The following is a 19706-nucleotide window of genomic DNA, read 5'->3' as shown; positions in this document are numbered from 1 at the left end:
GTTGAAAGGTGAAGTTTGTCTGGCGTCATTGGCTGATGATGGTTGTACTGGGGATGTTTAGCGTGCAGGTGGCGGCAAGTGAAGGATGGAGCAGTTACAAAACTCGCTTCATGGCTACCGACGGGCGTATCAAGGACACCGCAAATAACAATGTTAGCCATACCGAAGGCCAGGGCTTTGCCATGTTGCTGGCGGTAGACAATGATGATCGCCAGGGGTTTGAACGCCTGTGGCAGTGGACGCGCCTCCACCTTAGTAATAAGCATAATGGGCTGTTTTACTGGCGCTACAATCCGGCCGCCGCCGATCCTGTTATTGATAAAAACAATGCCTCGGATGGTGACGTACTGATTGCCTGGGCGCTGTTACGCGCTGGTGAGAAGTGGAATGTTGCAGACTACCTGACCCAGTCTGACAAGATTCAGCGGGCGATTGTTTCGCGTAACGTCATTCGCTTTGCCGGATATACCGTTATGCTGCCGGGTGCGCAGGGCTTCAATAAAACCAGCTATGTCGTATTAAATCCGTCCTATTTTCTGTTTCCTGCCTGGCGAGACTTCGCGCGCCGCAGCCATTTAAAAATCTGGAGCCAGCTGATTGATGACGGCTTTGACCTGCTGGGCAAGATGAATCATTTTGGTCGTTCCGCATTGCCGCTCGACTGGGTGGCGCTTAATGTGGATGGCAGCATGGCTCCGGCGATTGCCTGGCCGCCACGCTTTAGCTACGACGCCATCCGTATTCCGCTGTATATCTGGTGGTATGACCCGCAAAGCCTGCGGCTGGTGCCTTTCCAGCGCTACTGGGCTAACTATTCCCGCTTACAAACACCGGCGTGGATCAATGTCAGCACTAATGAAGCCGCCCCCTATAATATGGACGGTGGTTTGCTGGCGGTACGTGATTTGATCATGGGCGACACGGCTCAGCTGACCGACAGGCTGGATGCACAAGAGAATTACTATTCAGCCAGTTTACGTCTGCTGGTGTGGAGTGCATGGCAGAGTCGGCAAGCTAAATAGCCGCTGTTTCGATACCTCTCTCCTGAAGGGGGCGCTGCTTTTAGCTCCCTTTTTGGTGTGATGTAGCGTGCAAAACCCCGGCACGCATGGTGAAAACGCAGTACCTGAAAAATACTGATATTTAAATATCTGCCTTTGTTAACGTCGCTGAATATTCTTTACTTTCCCATACATTATTTCCGTAAGAAAAATGTTTTTTACGAAAAATACTTTCTTTGAATATATCTAGTATCCGGAGTAATAGAAAACTGGAATAGAATTTTATAATGAAAGCGATATCACCTAAACTTACACCAGAAACGTACAGCAACCCGAGCGTATCCCACTCAGAATCTCCTGATGCATCGTTAAAAGTCGCGACAGAACGCATGAGTGACGACCTGAGCAATTGTTACAGTAAGCTGATAAAAACAAATGAAAAGTTTACTGCGCCAGAACGCGATTTATTAAATAGAGTGGCGCAAGAACTTTATAAAAATGAAAAAAACGATATTAAGAACAGCGACTCTGACGCGACAGAACTTTCTGATTCTGAGGATTTTCTAAAAAGTTTACTGGCAAAACACCAGGGAAAAACAAGCGAAAATATTGGAGCAGGGGAGCTGGAGAATTTCAGCAACGCTCTGCGGGATAAGCTTGGGGAGAATCCAGCAAAGTGGAATGAAGCTTTTGCTGAGCAGCAGAAAGTATCAGGCGAGGGCGCAGCTCCTGCGGCCGGCGGGTTATCCCTGCTGGGAGCGGCAAAATTATTTGCGCAGTCCCTTCTGCCCTGGACGCAGGCATCAGCGGTTTATGATCCTTCACGCGCCTGCGCGCAGGCGCGTGAAGTATTTCAATCAGCCTCACCGACGGATATAGATTCCCTTATTCTTTTGGTGCGCGATAAATTAAACGATGATGAGAAGTCAAAAACGATTCTGGCCCAGTCACAGCCGAATGGCTTCGAAAAATTAATGACGGAAGCCAGTACGCGGGGGCCTTTATTTCCAATCGCACTCAGTGATTCACAACTGCGTTTGTTAACTGAAAATACATTAGGTCATGACCTGTCTTTTGAAGCGTTGAAAGAGAAATGTCCTGACCTCATGATGCTATTAAACGCAGAGTTTCATCGGGCAGCGGCGTCCGCGGTACCCGACATTACGGCTATCGTAGAAAATCCTGTTCATCATCTTCGGGGAATGGTCAGCAATCTGCTGCCATCGGCATTAACGCATTTGTCAGCCAGTCTGCACCCGGGGTTACCTGCAGTAATTGAGCTTTTCCATATACTCCAGAACGTTAAACAACATGGTCTTACTCAGGAGCTGGAGAATCAGGTAAAAAAACAGGCAGTCGGCCTGTTAATGATGATGGACAGCAAAGAAGGAAGCTCTTTTCAACAGCAAATTAATGGCGCATTAGACCAGATGTTGAAAAAAGCGGGTTACAAGTCATCACAGCCGGTAACGCTGAGTGGATTGCTGACGTCAACGTTGGGCAATGTTATTGGCATTCGCAAAGGTGCTGATTTGCACGCCAATACTCTGGTAGAAAAGAAAAGAGTGACAGAATTTCTACAAAAGTATTTGGATAAAACCCATCTGCGCAACGTTGATGAGGGAAAAGTATCGGCTGACGAAATGATCTATGCGCGAGATAAAGTCTATACAGCAATAAAACAGGGTATACCGACCACGCCCTATAGCCTGACCCGCCAGGGGGATCCGATCAGTTACTTAGTTAAGTTATCTGATAAGGGGCTAAATTCTTTGGCAGGGGCAGTAACAGGTATGGCAGTGGCTGGTCCTGTTGGCTCGGTGGTGGGCGGCGCTTTGGGCGCGATAGTCGGCGCTGAAGCCCGTCCTGTGCCCAATGTATGGGTAACTAAACTGAGCGTCAGTGATGAGGTTAAATCGGAGTCAGCCGAGCAGTTTATGGATTCTTTGTCCGCAGAGTATCAAAAGGAAATTTCCCGTTTTCCTGAAGTGAGACTCCTGCAACCCAGCAGAATTGGTTTAGAAACGTGGGGGAAAACGCTTAACCTTGAAGAAGCCCTTTCGGTGATAGAAATAGAAAGAGATGAGGGCTATCTTAAAGGCTGGGAAATGTTATTACCCGCGCAATGGACACCCTCGCTTAAGGAAACCGTAAAAAAATACGTTGGGCAAGAGCAACCTGAGCAAAAGCCTGTGTTTGACGCCAATGTATCTCAAATCCATCAGGCGATAAGAGACGCCAGCTCGGGTATTATCCGTGCTCAGATGTCAGATGATTTTAACGGAATATCAGAGAGCGTAGTAAACCGTCTGGTAATCGATGCACGCAAAAGTTATGCGCAGCAATATCTCAATGATTTAAAATATATCGACGAAAATCGCTCTCAAAAGCCGATTCTTCAGTCAATGATTATCGCCAGGGACAGAGCAGGTTTGGCTGAAGATCTGTTACCCGGCGAAATGCTCAAAGAGAAGAAGTTTATCTATGAGCTGAGTAAAATGTTGGTGAAAGGTGAAATTAACGATCCTCTTCTTCAGGCTGGTAGTCTGGAGAAGAAGATGGAACCTCTCTTCTCCAGAACGCCACCAATGCTTTCACTGGTGGAGGAAGGGCTGCGCCAGGCGCATGAAATTCGAGTAGAGAATCAGATTAGCCGCTATTATTTCCCTGATGGCGGAGCCGAAGTGCGACTGGCTGCGAAGAGTTTTGATGATAATCATATTAGCAAGATGATGGAGGTATACGCCCTGCATTACAGTAATATGCATGAGGATATAGAAGAAGAAACTCTTTTTAACCAGCATGGAATATTGGCCAATTATGATTTTTGGTATACTGAGGCCGGTGTAGCAGAAACAGTTAACGATTTATCTTCTGTCATCTCCGATGCACAAATAAGTGGATATGTCGAGTCGGCAGCAAAAAATAATGGCGTAAGCGCCCTGATAACACAGGATAAATATGTTGATTCGGTAGAAAGATTTAATGAAGGAAAATCGGCTATTGCGGATTATGCAAAAAACTTCCATTTCAATACCGTGCTGGAAGATATTGTTATTGATGAGGTGAGGAAAATACCTGGCCTGGAGAATGCGCGGCTTAATGATTCCATAACCATAGCGTCTGCGCCTGGCCGCCTTGATGTACCACGACAAGATTTTACAATAAAAGAGATCGCGATAGGCGCTATTTATAAGCACTCTTCTTTATTTGGCAATATCAGAATTGATATTAAACAAGATGAAAATGGAAAAGATTATACGGTTGATCACCCCGACGCTTACTTTTCAGGACTGAAGTTTTTGCCAGGTAAAGTTGAGGAAAGGTTAAAACAAACACTTGAGGAAAGTATCTCGCGTCCTGATGCGAAAAATGTAGTAGAAAAGTTTAATGATATTGCAATCAGAAATGCTCTGTTAGATTATAAAAAAAGTGCGACAGACAGCGAGAAAAAAGAGTTTGGCGTTGCCATTGATAATTTCCTTGCGGGAAAAATTCAGCCTAAGGTATTACAAATATTTGATAATAAGATGTCTGATATTGTCGCCCTGCAAGGAGCATCAGACCGTTATTTAGCTGTTTCACTGCTCAAGCAGGAGTGCAGGATCGTTCCCGAAGCAGCAGAACTGGAAAGTGATAAGGACGTTCAGGGTTGGTTATTAAGCCACCTTTCACATTATGACTCGCAGAAAAACGCAGTAAAGAATTCTTTTGAACCACACTTAACTGACGCGATGCATGCGGCCTACTTTTATGAATATCCGGTAAAATACAGTGGCGTAGATAATTACAAATCAGAGCTGGCGCAACGTCATTTTGACAAAATGACAGATGATGCTGACAGCATGATAAAGACGCTAATGGAGAAGTCAGGTGATGCGCTCCTCAGGATAGGGGCTGAGTTACTGTCAACGGCAATCATATTCACACCGGCCAGCCCGCTGGGTATATTCTGCAGTGCGGCCATGGGTACTGGCGCTACTGCGATGCAGATTGCCAGGTACTTCATCGCAGACACCCCGGATGAAAAGATGGATGCGGTATTTGGCGCATTAATGACCGGTCTTTTTGATACGGGTATCGAGTTAGCTCAGGCCGTAAAATTCTTCCGTCATCAGCTGGCAACGACAATAAAGTCTGCGTTGCCAAAAGCAGGAGGCAATTTCAAGCTGCCGGATGTCGTAATATCAGCAAAAATGGGCAGAGATTACCGACTTACTGCGCCTGTTGGTGAGGGAACCGCAGCAAAGGTCTACAATGTAGACAATTTCATGGTTAAAGAATATAAGCGTCCACTGAAAGAGGGGACTTTCTCTAAAGAGGCGCTATCCTCAGCGGAGGCGAAAACCAGCAGCTATTCGGGTGCATTGCACGAGGCCAATAATAACGCCGTGGCTTATAACCGTCTTTATGGCGAGGGATCATCCGTTGTCTTTATTGATGATGTGGCAGGTGCTAAAACTGTCTCAGTGACGATGCCTAAAGTTCCGGGTCATTCTTTAAGTTCGATTTTGGAAGATATTGACTTACCGACTATCAGAAGTGCTAAAGCATTACTGATGGATGAAAAAAATATGCAGTTTGTCGTCAATGACGTGCTCGCCGATTTGCAGAAAAACGGTATTAATCATCTGGATATTAATGCCGGTAATATCATGTTCGATAAGAGTAAAAATAAATTCAGATTAGTGGATTTTGATCGTGCTAACATTAATCCTAAAGTTAACGATAAGATACCTGAGTTGTCTGCTGGCCAGATGAAAACAATGGAGCATAAGCTTAAATCTGACTTAACAGAATTCAGAACAAATGCGGTAAAAGTAGAGGCCTTAGAAAAAAACGCGTTAAGCCTGAATATAAAAGCCGATCAACCCGTTGCCGAAGTGGGTGGATTTAAATGTTTAATCAAACGTTCAGTGGATGATGTCACCTGTATACCCAGCCCTGTCAGCATCGAAGACCTTGTATCAAAAGAGGCGGCGTTTACCACCTTTTTGGAAAGCCCGGATCATAAGTTGTTTCATGAGCTAATGAACACTAAAGATAAATTTATTTCAAAAATAGAGCATCTTGATAAACTCGACTATAAAGTAGGCAATGAGTTATATCGTGCTCACGCCGGAACTAAGGATGAAATACTTTCTCGCGGGCTTATTCGTCGCCACAGTGTGGGTGAGGATATCGGTGGTACTGATGCGGTACAAAAATTTGATACCTATCTGAAAAATGTCTTCATACATGCAGGCGGAACCGGGAGCAGAGGTAAAGCGTTATCGTTATCGACTGAAAAAAAGATTTCTAAAGATTTTTTTAAAAGTGAAGGTAACGATAATAACGTCCTGGTTAAATTAAATCCGGGCAATAATAAAGGGCTGTTTTTAACCGCGCCACAGGTAGTTAAAAAATATGCTGGTTATGCACTTGATAAAAAATTGATAACATCAAATCAATTAGAAAGTGTTTTAACTATGCTCCCACTGTCTAAAAAAGAACATGAAGTGTTTTTTATGGGTAAATTTCCGGATAGTGACTGGGGAGAACTGCCGGTTAGCGCTGTTCAGGTGATAAAATCGAAAAACTAAACTGTGCGCCAGACAGACCGGGTTGCAGTAGTATTACTTGCCCGCCGTAGCCGCGAGGCAAGGCGGGCAAGGCGGGCAAGGCGGGCAAGGCGGGCAAGTTCGTTTTATCCTGCTGCTGGCATCCACCCCGTAGTGCGATGGCCGAAAAATTGGCTTAAGCACCGACGAGGTGGCTGTGCTGCTATTGCGGATAAGCGACCCAATCCCCGCCATTAAGTCGAATCCACGGCTTGCCCTGATACATCATTACCACGGCATTATCATTTTCCGACACCACCGGCGTCTGCGGCAGATTTTCGATTAGCGCCGACATATTAACATTGGCGGCGTTAAACACTTTGCCATCCACTGCCCGGGAAATCAGGTCGGAAAGCGCTAACAAACTGGTTGGCGTATTTACGCTCAGCGGCTGATCCTGATGGGGTGCTTTCATGCCGACAAACTTAATTCCCACCGGCACGTGGGTAATGCTCGGGCTGGGAATATCACGCAAACCAGACATCTGCATTTTATCGCCCACCACCGCTGCACCATGCTCAGGCACCACCACCACCATCACCCGACGGCCTGATTTATCCAGATTGGTAAAAAAGGTGTCCAGTTGGTCAAACAATGCCTTGGCCCGTGGCAGATATGGCGCCGTTTTGGTGCTGCCGAGTTCACGCGTGCCGTCATGCAGTGGAATCAGATTGTAGAAAGTGGCACTGCGCGTATCGCTGCTTTTCTGGCGGTTATCGAGCCAGCGTCGCATCAGCTCGGCATTACTGAATACCGGTGTGCCATCAAATGAGGTCAGTTCAGGATCAATGCCCGCCAGCGACATCAACGGCGCCTGCATATCACCGTCTTTGCGCAGATTATCCAGATAGCCACCAAACTCGCCGGTGTGATCCATCATCAGCTCAGTTTTAAAGCCCAGCTTCGCCAGGTTATCGAACATATAGCACTGGCTGTCAGCTGGCTGATAGAGATCGTGATGTGAGCTCTGTCCGCAGCTGGCACGCAGCAGGCGAATCCCTGCCGGGCCGCTGTAAGCGGTCGCCGAGTTATAGTTATTAAACAGAATATCAAAATGCTTCCATAACGGATGATCGCGCAGCTGCACCGCGTCAATATCTGACCAGGCAAGTGAACAGATGTTAATAACCAGCAGATCAAACGGCGCCGAGTCTGGCGGCAGCGTTTGCGGAAAATGGCTGACGCGCTTTTTCTCTTCGTCATAAAAGCGATTGAGATATGCCGTCAGGTTAGCGCTGGTCGGCGGTGCTGACTGATCGAGCACATTTTGCGATGCCGCTTGCGGTTTTTCCGGCGTCTGGTTGTCTGACATCACTGCTGGCGTCGCGATTTTATCTGGCAATAAAGAGAATGCTGGCCCGGCAATATTCACCAGGTTAATCCACAGCAGCAGCAGCGTGACGATCACCGTGACGCGAATCCATTGTGAAATAAACAGGTAAATAACCAGCAGCACAAAGGCGGAACCCACCATTTGCCAGTTAATAAAGCGATTCAGTAAATCAACAATATAGTCGAAGGAGAAGCCAGACAGCTGCCCTCCCTGACTGATTATGCTGGCAATGCCTGGCAGCCAGGTATCGTGCCAGAACAGAGCAAAACCAATGGGAATTGAAATCCAGTGGCGAATGCGATGCAGGCGCAGAGAGCGAACTGGAAACAGCAACCAGGCGAGAAAAACCAGGTTACTTAACGGATGAAAATTGAGATAACCGAACCACAGCAGCGCGAATTTCAGCAGAAAATAGAAGTTCCAGCCTTCGAGACCGCGCCAGCAGGCCCACAGCGAGGGAGAGGAACGGTATGGCCTTTTCGGATCACTCATGATTTATCCTCATTGTTGTTTGAGGATTTTCGATGCCAAGTCCCCTCATACTTCAGGTGGCGTGGCGGCATAATGCGATGGATAATACGGTGCCATGTTGCTGGTAACCAGCGGGTATAAAATGGCTTTAAAATTAGCAAAATTATCAGCAGTAATATCAGAATCTGCACCGCGTCCATGATGTTCATTTTTGGCTGGCCTGGCGGGTGCCGACACCCAGAGTAATGGGCTGAGGCACGCGGCGTGAAACAGGTTTTTTATCCTGTTTATCAATCACTTTATCTGCCTCACTCACCGGCTTAACATCACGCCATGCGGTGGGGATCAGCCCCTTAATTTGCCTCACTTCTGACAAGATTTGCAGATCTTCATACCAAATAAGCCGATTGGAGAAAATTTCATTATGAGGCAGGCGAAAAATAGATTTTAAAGCAGTATCAAGATCGTTAAAGCGGCAGGAAGAAAGAAACAGGTAGAGTCGGTCGTTTATGATGGTGACCAGATCGCCATAACGTCTTGGCTTACACAATGTTAACGCCTGGTCGGTCTGCAATTCCGGCACCGGGCGCAGCGCGACTAACAACCCCTTACCATCTTCGGGCAGCTGAGTATTACCGATCAGTAACGTCACCGCGTCGCAGAAACGTTCCAGTGGCAGATAGCCCTTTTCATGCAGTGGCTGCATTGACGCCAGTAACCGGGACAGATCGGCCGGAACATGACGAAGATAGCGTTGACCCTGCAGGCCTTCAAGCGTGGTCAGAAATTTCGAAAGCGTGGTATCAAAAGGCACTACATTGTTGGCGCCACAGGCCAGCAGTAATCGTTCATCGCTGTAACGCAAGCTGGTTTCCAGTTCACGCACCACAATCTTCATCGCGCTGCCACGCGCCCGACGCAGGCTGTGAATACTCTGTGCCAGAGTATTAATTTGTTGATTGTTACTGAGGCTAAAAATAACCGTCGCTGAGCTGGCCTGCTGCGCGCGGGAATAAACGGCGTCATTATTTTCAAAAATAAGCCACTGATGTGATAAAGGCGGTGCACCTTCTAAAACATGCTTTTCTGCAATAAAACTATTCTCATCATCCAGCGTCAGTGGTCTGCTCTGTTCGTCATCATTAATTAACAGATAAATCTCATCTTTAATGCCCAGGCGAACAGCACGGTCGGCCATAAGCTGATTGCCATTACACCACCAGTTAATTCTGTAATTCCAGCTGTCCTGTTGCCATTCCAGATGTGAAGTGCCATCCAGATAGCGAAAAAAACCTTGTAATTGGTTTCGCAGGTTATTAATACCTGCACCGGAGGAAATAATTAATAGCGTGGATTGTTTCGTGATTAACAATCGGGTAATTTTTTTAAGCCATGATGAGATTTCGGTGGTAGTTAACGTTTGCCAGGACGAATATGAGGTATAAAGTAGGATCAGCCCTGGCCGGGGCGCTAACGCACGTGACAGATCTTCATCAATATTTATCAGAGCCTTACGTGTTGCGGGCAGTGAGTACATCGGGATTTTTTGCGTAATGCCAGCGGGCGCAGGCGTTAATAAATCCTGCGGCCTGTCGGCGTTGCTTATCAGGGTTAATGCCTGTTGCGCGGCAATAACCTGCCGTGCCAGCAAACGGGCATCTGGCTGGCGATCGGCGGTTATCCAATAGCAACCCGGCGGCTGCATTAGCATTAACTCGCACTGCAACTGATCAATACCAAGCGTATATGATAGCGTCATGTGATGTTTCGCAAAGTTGGTAAGCCAGGACTACTGTATTATAGAAAGGAACCTCTGGCACTAACTGTAATTTAAAAATAGTGTATAGCACTAAATAAGCCGTCACATTTTTATGAGCCAAATGGCTTAGCCGTATATTAACCGCAAGAAAAAAGGCGGGTTTTCATGGCGATCGATGATAAAAGTGATATAGCCATTTCTGTTGTGGCCAACGCCAGCGGGCAGCATGATGATATCAGCGCGCTGAGCGAGGCATTCTCTTTAAACGCATTCCACTATATTGACATTGCCAGAGACGAGCGTCTCGAAAATATACTTTCGCGCTGGTCATTGTTGCAGGAGTTCTTTCCCGACACTCAGGAGAATCGTCAATAATGCCGATTATCGCACTGCAGGGGCTTCGTGGCGGCACGGGAGCCAGTTCAGTCACCGCCGCGTTGGCCTGGGCTTTTAATCAGTTGGGTGAGGAAGTGCTGGCGATGGACTTTTCCAGCAGCAATCAACTGGCGTTGCATTTCAATGCGCCAGTCGGGCTGACACGTGGCTGGATGCGGGGCGCGCTGGACAGTGACGACTGGCAGCAGAGCGCATTACGTTATTTGCCAGGCCTGGATTTGGTGCCTTTTGGCACCCTCAGCGAACGGGAGTGTGAGACGCTGGAGGCGGGCGGTATCGATATTTTACTGTCGTGGTTACAACATCTTACCGATCTAAAAACCGACTATCGCTGGTTGCTGCTGGATGTTCCGGCGCAACAAAACCGCTGGTCGCGACAAATTCTGGCCCACGCCGATCGTGTTATCAGTGTGATAACGGCTGATGCCAACTGCCATATTCACCTGCATCAACGGCAGCCAGGCAGTAACACACTATTTTTGATCAATAATTTTAATGCTAACAGTCAGTCACAACAGGATCTGCAACAGCTATGGCTCAGCACGCTGGACAGGCTGATTCCGGTTGTTATTCATCGTGATGAAGCGATGGCAGAAGCATTACTGGTAAAACAACCGACGGGTGAATATCGCCCCGAGAGCCTGGCAGCGGAGGAGATCACCACGCTGGCCAATTGGTTATTGATCAATCTCGCTGAGGCGCGAAAATGAACCCGCTACGCTGGTTGTTAATACCGCCCGCCAGACAGGCACTGAGTCAGCGATATAGTGGCTGGCGGCGCAATGGCGCCAGCCGATTTGCCGCCTCGATTCACTGTTTGTGGATTATTCTCAGCTGGTCGCTGTTGCGTTTAGAGACGCCGGCGTGGCAAAAAATTATCGACCAGCGACGTTTATTTTATCCGCAGATTTCTCCTGAGCGCCCGCGCCCGGCTGATGCGCTGCGGTATCTGGTACAAAGCCTGTGGCTAATTCTGTTTCTGCCGGTGGATGCTTCAACCCGCAGTCAGCGCCAGCGCTTCAATGCATTCCATTCGCTATATCAATGGCGTCAGCGCTTTAATCTGTGGCTCGATAACCTGCCTAAACGTGCGGCGAAAAAAAACCTGCAAGCGCGCACGGAGAAAAGGCTGGAACAGCTTAGTCCAGGGGTGCGTAAGCTGTTGTATGGCGTCTGTGCCACCATTGGTACTTTGCTGGCGATATTATGCATCTCCCAGCCTTTTGACCTGTTTACTCAGTTTATATTCGTGGTGTTGTTGTGGTCGGTGGCGATGGTCGTGCGCCGGATCCCGGGGCGTTTATCAACCACTATGCTGATCGTGCTGTCGCTGACGGTCTCCTGTCGCTATTTGTGGTGGCGCTACACCGCCACGCTGAACTGGGATGATCCACTCAGCCTGACCTTTGGCCTGATGCTGATAGCCGCTGAGACCTTCTCATGGGTGGTACTGATTCTTGGCTATTTTCAGACCCTGTGGCCGCTTAATCGTCAGCCGGTTTCGTTACCGAAAGATATCGCCAGCTGGCCAACGGTGGATCTGTTAATCCCGACCTATAACGAACCGCTCAGCGTGGTGAAGCCGACGATTTATGCCGCGCTGGGTATTGACTGGCCGCAGGATAAAATCTGTATCTATTTGCTTGATGATGGTAATCGCCCGGAGTTTCGCCAGTTTGCCGACAGCGTTGGCATCAATTACCTCGCGCGCCGCACCCATGAACATGCCAAAGCAGGCAATATTAATCATGCGCTACGCGTGGCTTGTCGTAGCGAATATCTGGCGATTTTTGACTGTGACCATGTGCCAACCCGCTCTTTCCTGCAAATGACCATGGGCTGGTTTATAAAAGAGCCCGAACTGGCGATGATGCAGACGCCGCATCACTTTTTCTCCCCCGATCCTTTCGAGCGTAATCTGGGCCGTTTTCGCCGTACGCCGAACGAAGGCACGCTATTTTATGGTCTGGTGCAGGATGGTAATGACGTCTGGGATGCCACCTTTTTCTGTGGTTCCTGTGCCGTTATAAAACGTAAAGCACTGGACGAGGTCGGTGGGATTGCGGTGGAAACCGTAACCGAGGACGCGCATACCTCGCTGCGTATGCACCGCAAAGGCTACACCTCAGCCTATATCCGCATTCCGCAGGCGGCCGGGCTGGCCACCGAGAGTTTATCGGCGCATATCGGTCAGCGTATTCGTTGGGCGCGCGGTATGGCGCAAATTTTCCGGCTGGATAATCCGCTGTTCGGCAAGGGGCTGAAGCTGGTACAGCGGCTCTGTTATGCCAATGCCATGCTGCATTTTCTTTCCGGTATTCCGCGGCTGATCTTCCTGCTGGCACCGCTGGCTTTTCTGCTGTGCCATGCCTACATCATTTTCGCGCCAGCGCTGGCCATCGCCATTTTTGTGCTGCCGCATATGATTCATACCAGCCTTACCAACTCACGTATTCAGGGGCGTTATCGCCACTCTTTCTGGAGTGATATCTATGAAACCGTGCTGGCCTGGTATATCGCCCGGCCCACCACAGTGGCGCTGTTTAATCCGCATAAAGGCAAATTTAACGTCACCGCCAAAGGCGGGCTGGTTGAGAGTCAGCATCTCGACTGGGTGATTACCCGGCCCTATATCTTTTTGGTACTGCTCAATCTTGCCGGCGTTTTTGCCGCTATCTGGCGTTTTAGCTATGGGCCAGAAACCGAAATGCTGACCGTACTGGTCAGTTTACTCTGGGTTTTTTACAACATGATTATTCTCGGCGGCGCAGTGGCGGTTTCCGTCGAGGCGCGTCAGATCCGGGAATCTCACCGGGTAGAAATTGCGATGCCGGCGGCGGTGATGCGTGCCGACGGACATATGTTGCCCTGTACCCTGCGTGACTACTCCGACGCCAGTGTCGGTATTGAATTGCGTGAAGAGGGAATGCTGAAGGATAACGAGCAGATTTTTCTGCTGCTTAAACGTGGTCAGCAGGAGTTCAGCTTCCCTTGCTATGTACAGCGCGTGTTTGGCAGGCGAGCAGGGATCAGCCTGAAAGAGTTAACCACTAAACAGAATATCGAATTTATTCAGTGCACTTTCGCCCGGGCGGATACCTGGGCGTTGTGGCAGGACGGTTTTCCGGAAGATAAGCCTATTCAGAGTCTGACCGACATTATGTTGCTGGGATTCAAAGGCTATATCCGTCTGGCGGAATATGGGCCAACAGGCGTGCGTCGTCTGTTCAGGCTATTGACCACTTTTATTCTCTGGATCGCCTCGTTTTTCCCAAGAAGCCCGGCGAAACTCACTACATGATGATGACACTATGATGAGAAAATTAAGCTGGTTTACCGCAATGCTGATGGGTTCGATGCCGCTGTGCCAGGCGGCTCCTGAAGGAATTGTTCCGCTGCAGACACAAGAGACGGCATCGCCATCGGTCATGCCGCTAAACAGTGATGCCCCGACCGCCGATTTTGCGCCGATGCCGGTCGATCCTGCTGCGCCGTTACGCGATGTGGTGCTGCCATTCAGCAAAGTTGCGCCCCCGCCCGGAACGTTTAACCTGCGCGGCGTTCGACCTCAGGGGCAGATTGAATTTGGCGTGCGCAGTGACGAAGTGGTCACCAGGGCGCTGCTGAATCTTCACTTTCGTCCCTCTCCGGCACTGATTCCGACGTTATCGCATCTGAAAATTTATCTGAATGATGAGTTAGTCGGGCTGGTAACGCTGACGACAGATCAGCTGGGAAAAGATAATCATGTGCAGATCAATATCGATCCGCGATTTATTGGTGACTTCAATCAGATCCGAATGGAGCTGGTGGGGCATTACACCAACGTCTGTGAAAACCCGGCATATAGCTCGATCTGGCTGGATATCGGTAAAGACAGCTCGCTCGACCTGACATTGCAAAAATTGCCGCTGAAAAATGACCTTTCGCACTTCCCGGAGCCCTTTTTTGATGCCCGCGATAACCGTCCGTTGACGCTGCCGATGATATTCGCCAGCGCGCCGGATCTCGCTGCGCAGCAGGCTGCGGCGGTACTGGCATCGTGGTTTGGCGTGCAGGCAGACTGGCGCGGCCAGTCCTATCCGGTGCTGTACAACCAGCTGCCGCAGCAGCAGCATGCGGTGGTATTTGCCACCAATAATAAGCGGCCAGATTTTTTGAAGGATTATCCTGCGGTGCAGAAACCGACCGTGGAGATCGTCAGCCAGCCGGATAATCCTTATCAGAAAATGTTGCTGATACTCGGGCGTGATGACCAGGACCTGATCACCGCAGTACAAGGGATTGCGCAAGGTGAGGTGCTGCTGCGGGGTCAGACATCGGCTGTTGATAGTGTGAAATCATTACAGGCGCGGCAGCCCTATGATGCGCCTCGCTGGGTACGAACCGATCGTCCGACCACCTTTGCCGAGTTGAAGGCTTATGAAACTCAGCTGCAGTCCGACGGCCTTCAACCTGCTCCGATAGTGCTTAATATGAATTTGCCACCCGATCTGTTCCTGGTGCGGGCGCGTGGCATCAATATGGACATCCACTATCGCTACACTTCGCCGTTGCAGAATAACGACGGTTCGCGTCTGGCGATTCACCTGAACAATCAGTTTATGCAGGATTATCCGTTGCTGGCAAAAGAGGATAAGGGTAAGCAGTTTTTGCATATCCCGCTGATTCAGGGGCTTCAGGATAGCAATACCGCGTTGACCATCCCCGCGTTACGGCTTGGTGTGGTGAATCAGATGCGGTTTGATTTTGATTACGCCACCACCTTTATCGGCGGCACCAGTGATGGCCGCTGCGAAACGGTGACGCCGGTTGGTAATCATGTGGTGATTGACGGTACATCGACGGTGGATTTCTCAGGCTATCGCCACTATATCGAGATGCCCTCACTGCGTGCCTTTGCTAACGCTGGTTTCCCTTTCAGCCGTTATACCGATCTGTCGCAGACGCTGGTACTGATGAGTCCGCAGCCTTCCGCGGAGCAAATCAGTACTCTGCTGAATGCGCTCGGGACGGTGGGTGCGCAGACCGGTTATCCGGCGCTGAAAATCCAACTGACCGATGACTGGAATAAGGCGCAGGGAAGTGATGCCGATCTGCTGATGATCGGCACGATCCCGGAGAATCTGCGTGATGATACGAAGATCAATTTGCTGGTTGAGGCGGCGAAAAGTTGGGTAAACACGCCGAATCGTCGAACGACGGGCGATAACAGCGATGTTTCCGACAGCGACCGTAAAGCAGAGAGCCATACGGCGATCAGTTCCAGCGGTCCGCTGGCGGCGATTGTTGGCTTTCAGTCACCGTTTGACGAACAGCGTAGCGTCATTGCATTGCTGGCCGACAGTTCTCGTGGCTGGCAATTACTCAATAATGCGCTGCTGGATACCGGTAAGCGCGCGGCGATTTTCGGTACGGTGGCGATTGTGCGCGAATCCGGAGTAAACAGCCTGCGCGTAGGGGATAATTACTACGTCGGCTATCTGCCGTGGTGGGAGCGAGTGTGGAATGCACTGGCAACACATCCGGTATGGCTGGCGGTATTCGCGGTGATCGTCGTCGTGCTGTTTGCCCTGCTGATCTGGCGGGTGATGAGGCTGGTCAGCCGCCGCCGCTTTGGCGATGAGGATGATAAATAGTGGCCATTAAAGCGCTGCCGTGGCTGGGCCTGATACTGCCCGGCATGGCTTTGTTTGGCCCAATTGCTGCGGTGGCGGCAGAGACACCCGTGTCACACGAAGTGGCACCGGTAGCGTGGTTGCTGCAGCAAATACGTATTGGTGAAGCCACCAATAAATTCGATCTGGTGACGCAGTCGCTTTACCGGCTGCAAAAAATCGATCCGGATAATCCTGAAGTGCTGGCCGCGCAGCTGCGGCTGGCGCTGCGTCAGGGCGATCAGGCCAAAGCTCAGCGCCTGATGGAACAGCTGAATAAAACCGCCGCAGATTCTCAGGCGGCAAAGCAGTCGGCTGCCAGTATGCTGCTGATCACCCCGGATGGACGCCAGCAGTTGCAGCAAGCCCGTTTACTGGCGACGGCGGGTCATCTTGAAGAGGCGCAAGCCGCTTACGACAAACTCTTTAACCGCCAGTTTCCGGGCGTCGATATCGCGCTGGAATACTGGCGGCTGGTGGCACGCATAGACGGCCAGCAGCCGCAGGCGTTAGCTCAGCTACAGGCGTTGGATCAGCAGTATCCGGGTAATTCCGGCCTGCGATTACAGATTGCCCGGATGCAGCTGGAGAACAACAAAAACAATCAGGCCATTGTTGAGCTGAAAAAAGTGGCGCAGGACCCGGCAGGCCGTGAGTCGGCGGGAGCGCTATGGCTGGCAAAAATTCAGTCGCAGGCGGTTACCGAGAGCAGTGTCGCCGAACTGAAGCGGTATCTGGAGACGTTTACTGGCGGAGATGCGCAGCGCAATGGCCAACAGGAGCTGGAGCGTCGACAAAAATTGCTGGCCGATCCGATATTTCGCCAGCGTGAGCGTGGGATTTCGTTAGTGGACAGAGGAGCAGGTGCGGCGGCGATTCCTGCATTACAGGCGGCGCTAAAGGCCAGACCGGACGATGCCGAACTGCTTGGTGCCATGGGACAGGCGCAATCGCGCGCTAATCGTCGGGCTAGCGCGATTGGCTATTTTGAACGCGCGATTCAGGCGGGCCAGCAAAGTACCCGTATCGGTAAATGGCGTAGTTTGCTGACATCGAATCGCTATTGGCTGGCAATTGATAAAGGCGATAAGGCGCTGGCGAAGGGCGATATTACCGCAGCACAGCACCAGTATCAGCTGGCACGTACGCTGGATAACAGCGACAGCTATGCGCTGATTGGCCTCGGAGACGTGGCGCTGGCGAATAAAAATAACGCCAGTGCTGAACAGCAGTTTCTTCATGCCTTGCGGCTTGAGCCGGGCAATGGTACCGCGACTCGTCGTCTGGCGGCGCTGTATCAGCAGCAATCGCCACAAAAGGCGGTCGATTTTATTAACCGGCTGACACCCGCCCAGCAACGTGCGCTGGGCAATACGCTTAATGACCTGCGCAGCGATGCGCAACGGGCGGAAGCGGATGCGCTGGCCGCGCAGGGCAACTGGGCGCAGGCGGCGGAGAAATACCGTCGGGCACAGCGCGATGCGCCGGATGACGTCTGGCTTAACTATCGTCTGGCTGGCGCTTTGCGTGAGTCAGGGCAACTGCAGCAGGCGGATCGGCTGATGGCGGCAATGGCGAGTAAGCGTGCTGACGATCCGGCGCAGGTTTATGCTTACGGGCTGTATCTCTCGGGCAGCGATCGGCGCGATCGGGCTCTGGCGCAGCTCAGTACTCTGCCCAGAGCGCAATGGGACGAAGATATTGTCAGTCTTGCCGGGCGACTGGAGCAGGACAAAGTGTTTGAGCGTGCCAGTGCATTGCGTGACGCAGGCGATGAAGCCTCAGCGATTGCGCTGTTACAGCAGCAGCCATTCTCGGCGCGCCGTGATAATACGCTGGCGGACTGGGCGCTGGCGCGCGGCAACGCCGCTCAGGCGTTGCAGGGTTATCAGCAGGTTCTCACCCGGCTACCGCAAGACAATGATGCCGCGCTGGGACGAATTGATGCGCTGGTGGCGCTGAAGCGCAGTGCCGAGGCACGTAGCGCGTTGCAATCACTGCCGCCAGCGGCAGTAGCCGAAAGCAGTAACACTGAACGTCGGGTTGCCAGTGCCTGGCAGAGCGTCGGTGAAACTCAGCGTGCAGCCACGCTGTATCACGGCCTGAAAGCGCGTGCGGCTAAAGAGATGCCGTCGCAAAGCAGTGCGCTGGTATTTCGCGACGCGGCGCGGCTGGAAACTGAACAGCGCCAGCCGCAGATAGCACTGGATGATTATCGTCAGGCGATGGTTGCCAGCGGTATCACCCGGCAACTTCCGCCGGATAATAATGAATTCACCCGGCTAATGCGCAATGACGCGCGTGATGACTGGCTGAAACGTGGCATACGCAGCGATGCCGCCGATCTGTATCGCCAGCAGGACACCACGCTGACGCTGGAGCAGGATTATTCACGTAATAAAGGAACCGGCGGAATTTCTGACTTTACCGCCCACACCACCATGTTTGAAGCGGAAACACCGTTGGCCGATGGCAAAGGTTTTCTGCGGCTGGATCATGTTGCCGCTTCGGCAGGCAGTTTCTCTACCACTGACGGGTCTCATCGCGACGTGTTCGGCAGCTGCGCTGACAACAATACCAATGGCTGTAGCCGCGATCTGAAACAGCGTGCCGAAGGCACGGCTCCGGCGATTGGCTGGCGCAACGATCGCTGGTCCGCCGATATTGGCACCACGCCAGTCGGTTTTGAGGTGGTGAACTGGGTGGGGGGCGTCAGCTGGGATACCGACTACAGAGATATCGGTTTGTCATTTACGGCTTCACGACGTCCAATTGCCAGCTCGCTACTCTCTTTTGCTGGCGCTCGCGATCCGAGTATTGAAGGAGGCCGCAGTTGGGGCGGGGTGGTCGCCACCGGTGGCAGCATCGGTATGAGCTACGATCGGGGCGGCGCGCATGGCGTATGGGCGGATCTTAGCGCGCACCAAATCACCGGTAAAAACGTGGCGAACAACTCACGTGAAAGATTGATGGCGGGCTACTACTATAAGCTCATTAATGAAAATAACCGTCGCGCCACGATGGGTCTGAACAGCATGCTGTGGCATTACCAGAAAGACCTGAGTGACTACGCATTTGGTCAGGGCGGTTACTACAGTCCGCAAAGTTATTTCTCGTTGGCGGTGCCGTTGACCTGGCGTCAGCGTAGCGAAAACTGGTCGTATGAACTGGGCGGTTCAGTGTCATGGTCACACTCAACCACCAAAGCGCAGGCGCGCTATCCGGTTAACCCGGGTTTTCAGACCACGGCGAATCCGATCTCATCCGACAGTTCCGGTGGTGGAGTGGGTTACACGTTGCACGCGCTGGTAGAGCGGCGATTAACCGCGCACTGGACGCTGGGTGTTGGCATTGATATTCAGCAGGCAAAAGATTATACCCCCAGCCACGGGCTGCTCTATCTGCGATACTCGCTGGCAGGTTGGGAAGGCGATCTGGATATGCCGCCACAACCGCTGACGCCCTATGCCGATTTTAAATAGTATGTTG

The 19706-nt window shown here is 51.0% G+C and carries 10 protein-coding genes; 7 read left to right on the top strand and 3 right to left on the bottom strand.

Features of this window, described 5'->3' with window-relative positions:
- Positions 1–8 precede the first annotated feature (8 nt).
- Complete coding sequence (locus tag ACP3TC_RS21195; RefSeq protein WP_426817208.1) at positions 9–1022, top strand: glycosyl hydrolase family 8; 1014 nt, start codon at positions 9–11, stop codon at positions 1020–1022.
- A gap of 266 nt (positions 1023–1288) precedes the next feature.
- Positions 1289–6583: a hypothetical protein gene (locus ACP3TC_RS21190; RefSeq protein WP_426817207.1), complete on the top strand. Its 5295-nt coding sequence runs from the start codon at positions 1289–1291 to the stop codon at positions 6581–6583.
- A gap of 181 nt (positions 6584–6764) precedes the next feature.
- Here ACP3TC_RS21190 and bcsG read toward each other — a convergent pair whose 3' ends face one another.
- From bcsG to bcsE, 3 genes are read right to left on the bottom strand one after another with little or no spacing between them, the layout of a single operon-like run.
- Positions 6765–8426 carry a cellulose biosynthesis protein BcsG gene (bcsG, locus tag ACP3TC_RS21185; protein WP_426817206.1) on the bottom strand — a complete coding sequence of 554 codons (1662 nt, stop codon included), beginning with the start codon at positions 8424–8426 and terminating at the stop codon, positions 6765–6767.
- On the bottom strand, positions 8423–8605 hold the full coding sequence (locus ACP3TC_RS21180) for a cellulose biosynthesis protein BcsF (RefSeq protein WP_426818311.1): 183 nt from the start codon (positions 8603–8605) through the stop codon (positions 8423–8425). The genes bcsG and ACP3TC_RS21180 overlap by 4 nt, the downstream gene beginning before the upstream one ends.
- A 5-nt stretch (positions 8606–8610) precedes the next feature.
- Complete coding sequence (bcsE, locus tag ACP3TC_RS21175; RefSeq protein ID WP_426817205.1) at positions 8611–10164, bottom strand: cellulose biosynthesis protein BcsE; 1554 nt, start codon at positions 10162–10164, stop codon at positions 8611–8613.
- A 165-nt stretch (positions 10165–10329) separates the two neighbouring features.
- Here bcsE and bcsR point away from each other — a divergent pair, with 165 nt between their 5' ends.
- The 5 genes from bcsR to bcsC are packed head-to-tail and all read left to right on the top strand — an operon-like array spanning position 10330 to position 19699.
- Positions 10330–10539: a cellulose biosynthesis protein BcsR gene (bcsR, locus tag ACP3TC_RS21170; protein WP_313854840.1), complete on the top strand. Its 210-nt coding sequence runs from the start codon at positions 10330–10332 to the stop codon at positions 10537–10539.
- The gene (bcsQ, locus tag ACP3TC_RS21165; RefSeq protein ID WP_313854842.1) at positions 10539–11270 is read left to right on the top strand and encodes a cellulose biosynthesis protein BcsQ; all 732 of its coding nucleotides are present in this window, start codon (positions 10539–10541) and stop codon (positions 11268–11270) included. Before bcsR ends, bcsQ begins: the two co-directional genes overlap by 1 nt.
- Positions 11267–13861, top strand: coding sequence for a UDP-forming cellulose synthase catalytic subunit (gene bcsA, locus ACP3TC_RS21160; protein ID WP_426817204.1), 2595 nt, complete (start codon positions 11267–11269; stop codon positions 13859–13861). The genes bcsQ and bcsA overlap by 4 nt, the downstream gene beginning before the upstream one ends.
- 10 nt (positions 13862–13871) lie before the next feature.
- The gene (gene bcsB, locus ACP3TC_RS21155) at positions 13872–16199 is read left to right on the top strand and encodes a cellulose biosynthesis cyclic di-GMP-binding regulatory protein BcsB (RefSeq protein ID WP_426817203.1); all 2328 of its coding nucleotides are present in this window, start codon (positions 13872–13874) and stop codon (positions 16197–16199) included.
- A 44-nt stretch (positions 16200–16243) separates the two neighbouring features.
- Positions 16244–19699, top strand: a complete 3456-nt coding sequence (bcsC, locus tag ACP3TC_RS21150) for a cellulose synthase complex outer membrane protein BcsC (protein WP_426818310.1) — start codon at positions 16244–16246, stop codon at positions 19697–19699.
- Positions 19700–19706 lie beyond the last annotated feature (7 nt).

This window comes from Winslowiella sp. 2C04, from assembly GCF_050037805.1.
In the GTDB taxonomy this organism is placed as follows: domain Bacteria; phylum Pseudomonadota; class Gammaproteobacteria; order Enterobacterales; family Enterobacteriaceae; genus Erwinia; species Erwinia toletana_A.
The sequence above is the reverse complement of the archived record's forward strand: the minus strand, read 5'-3'. Positions and strand labels throughout refer to the sequence as shown.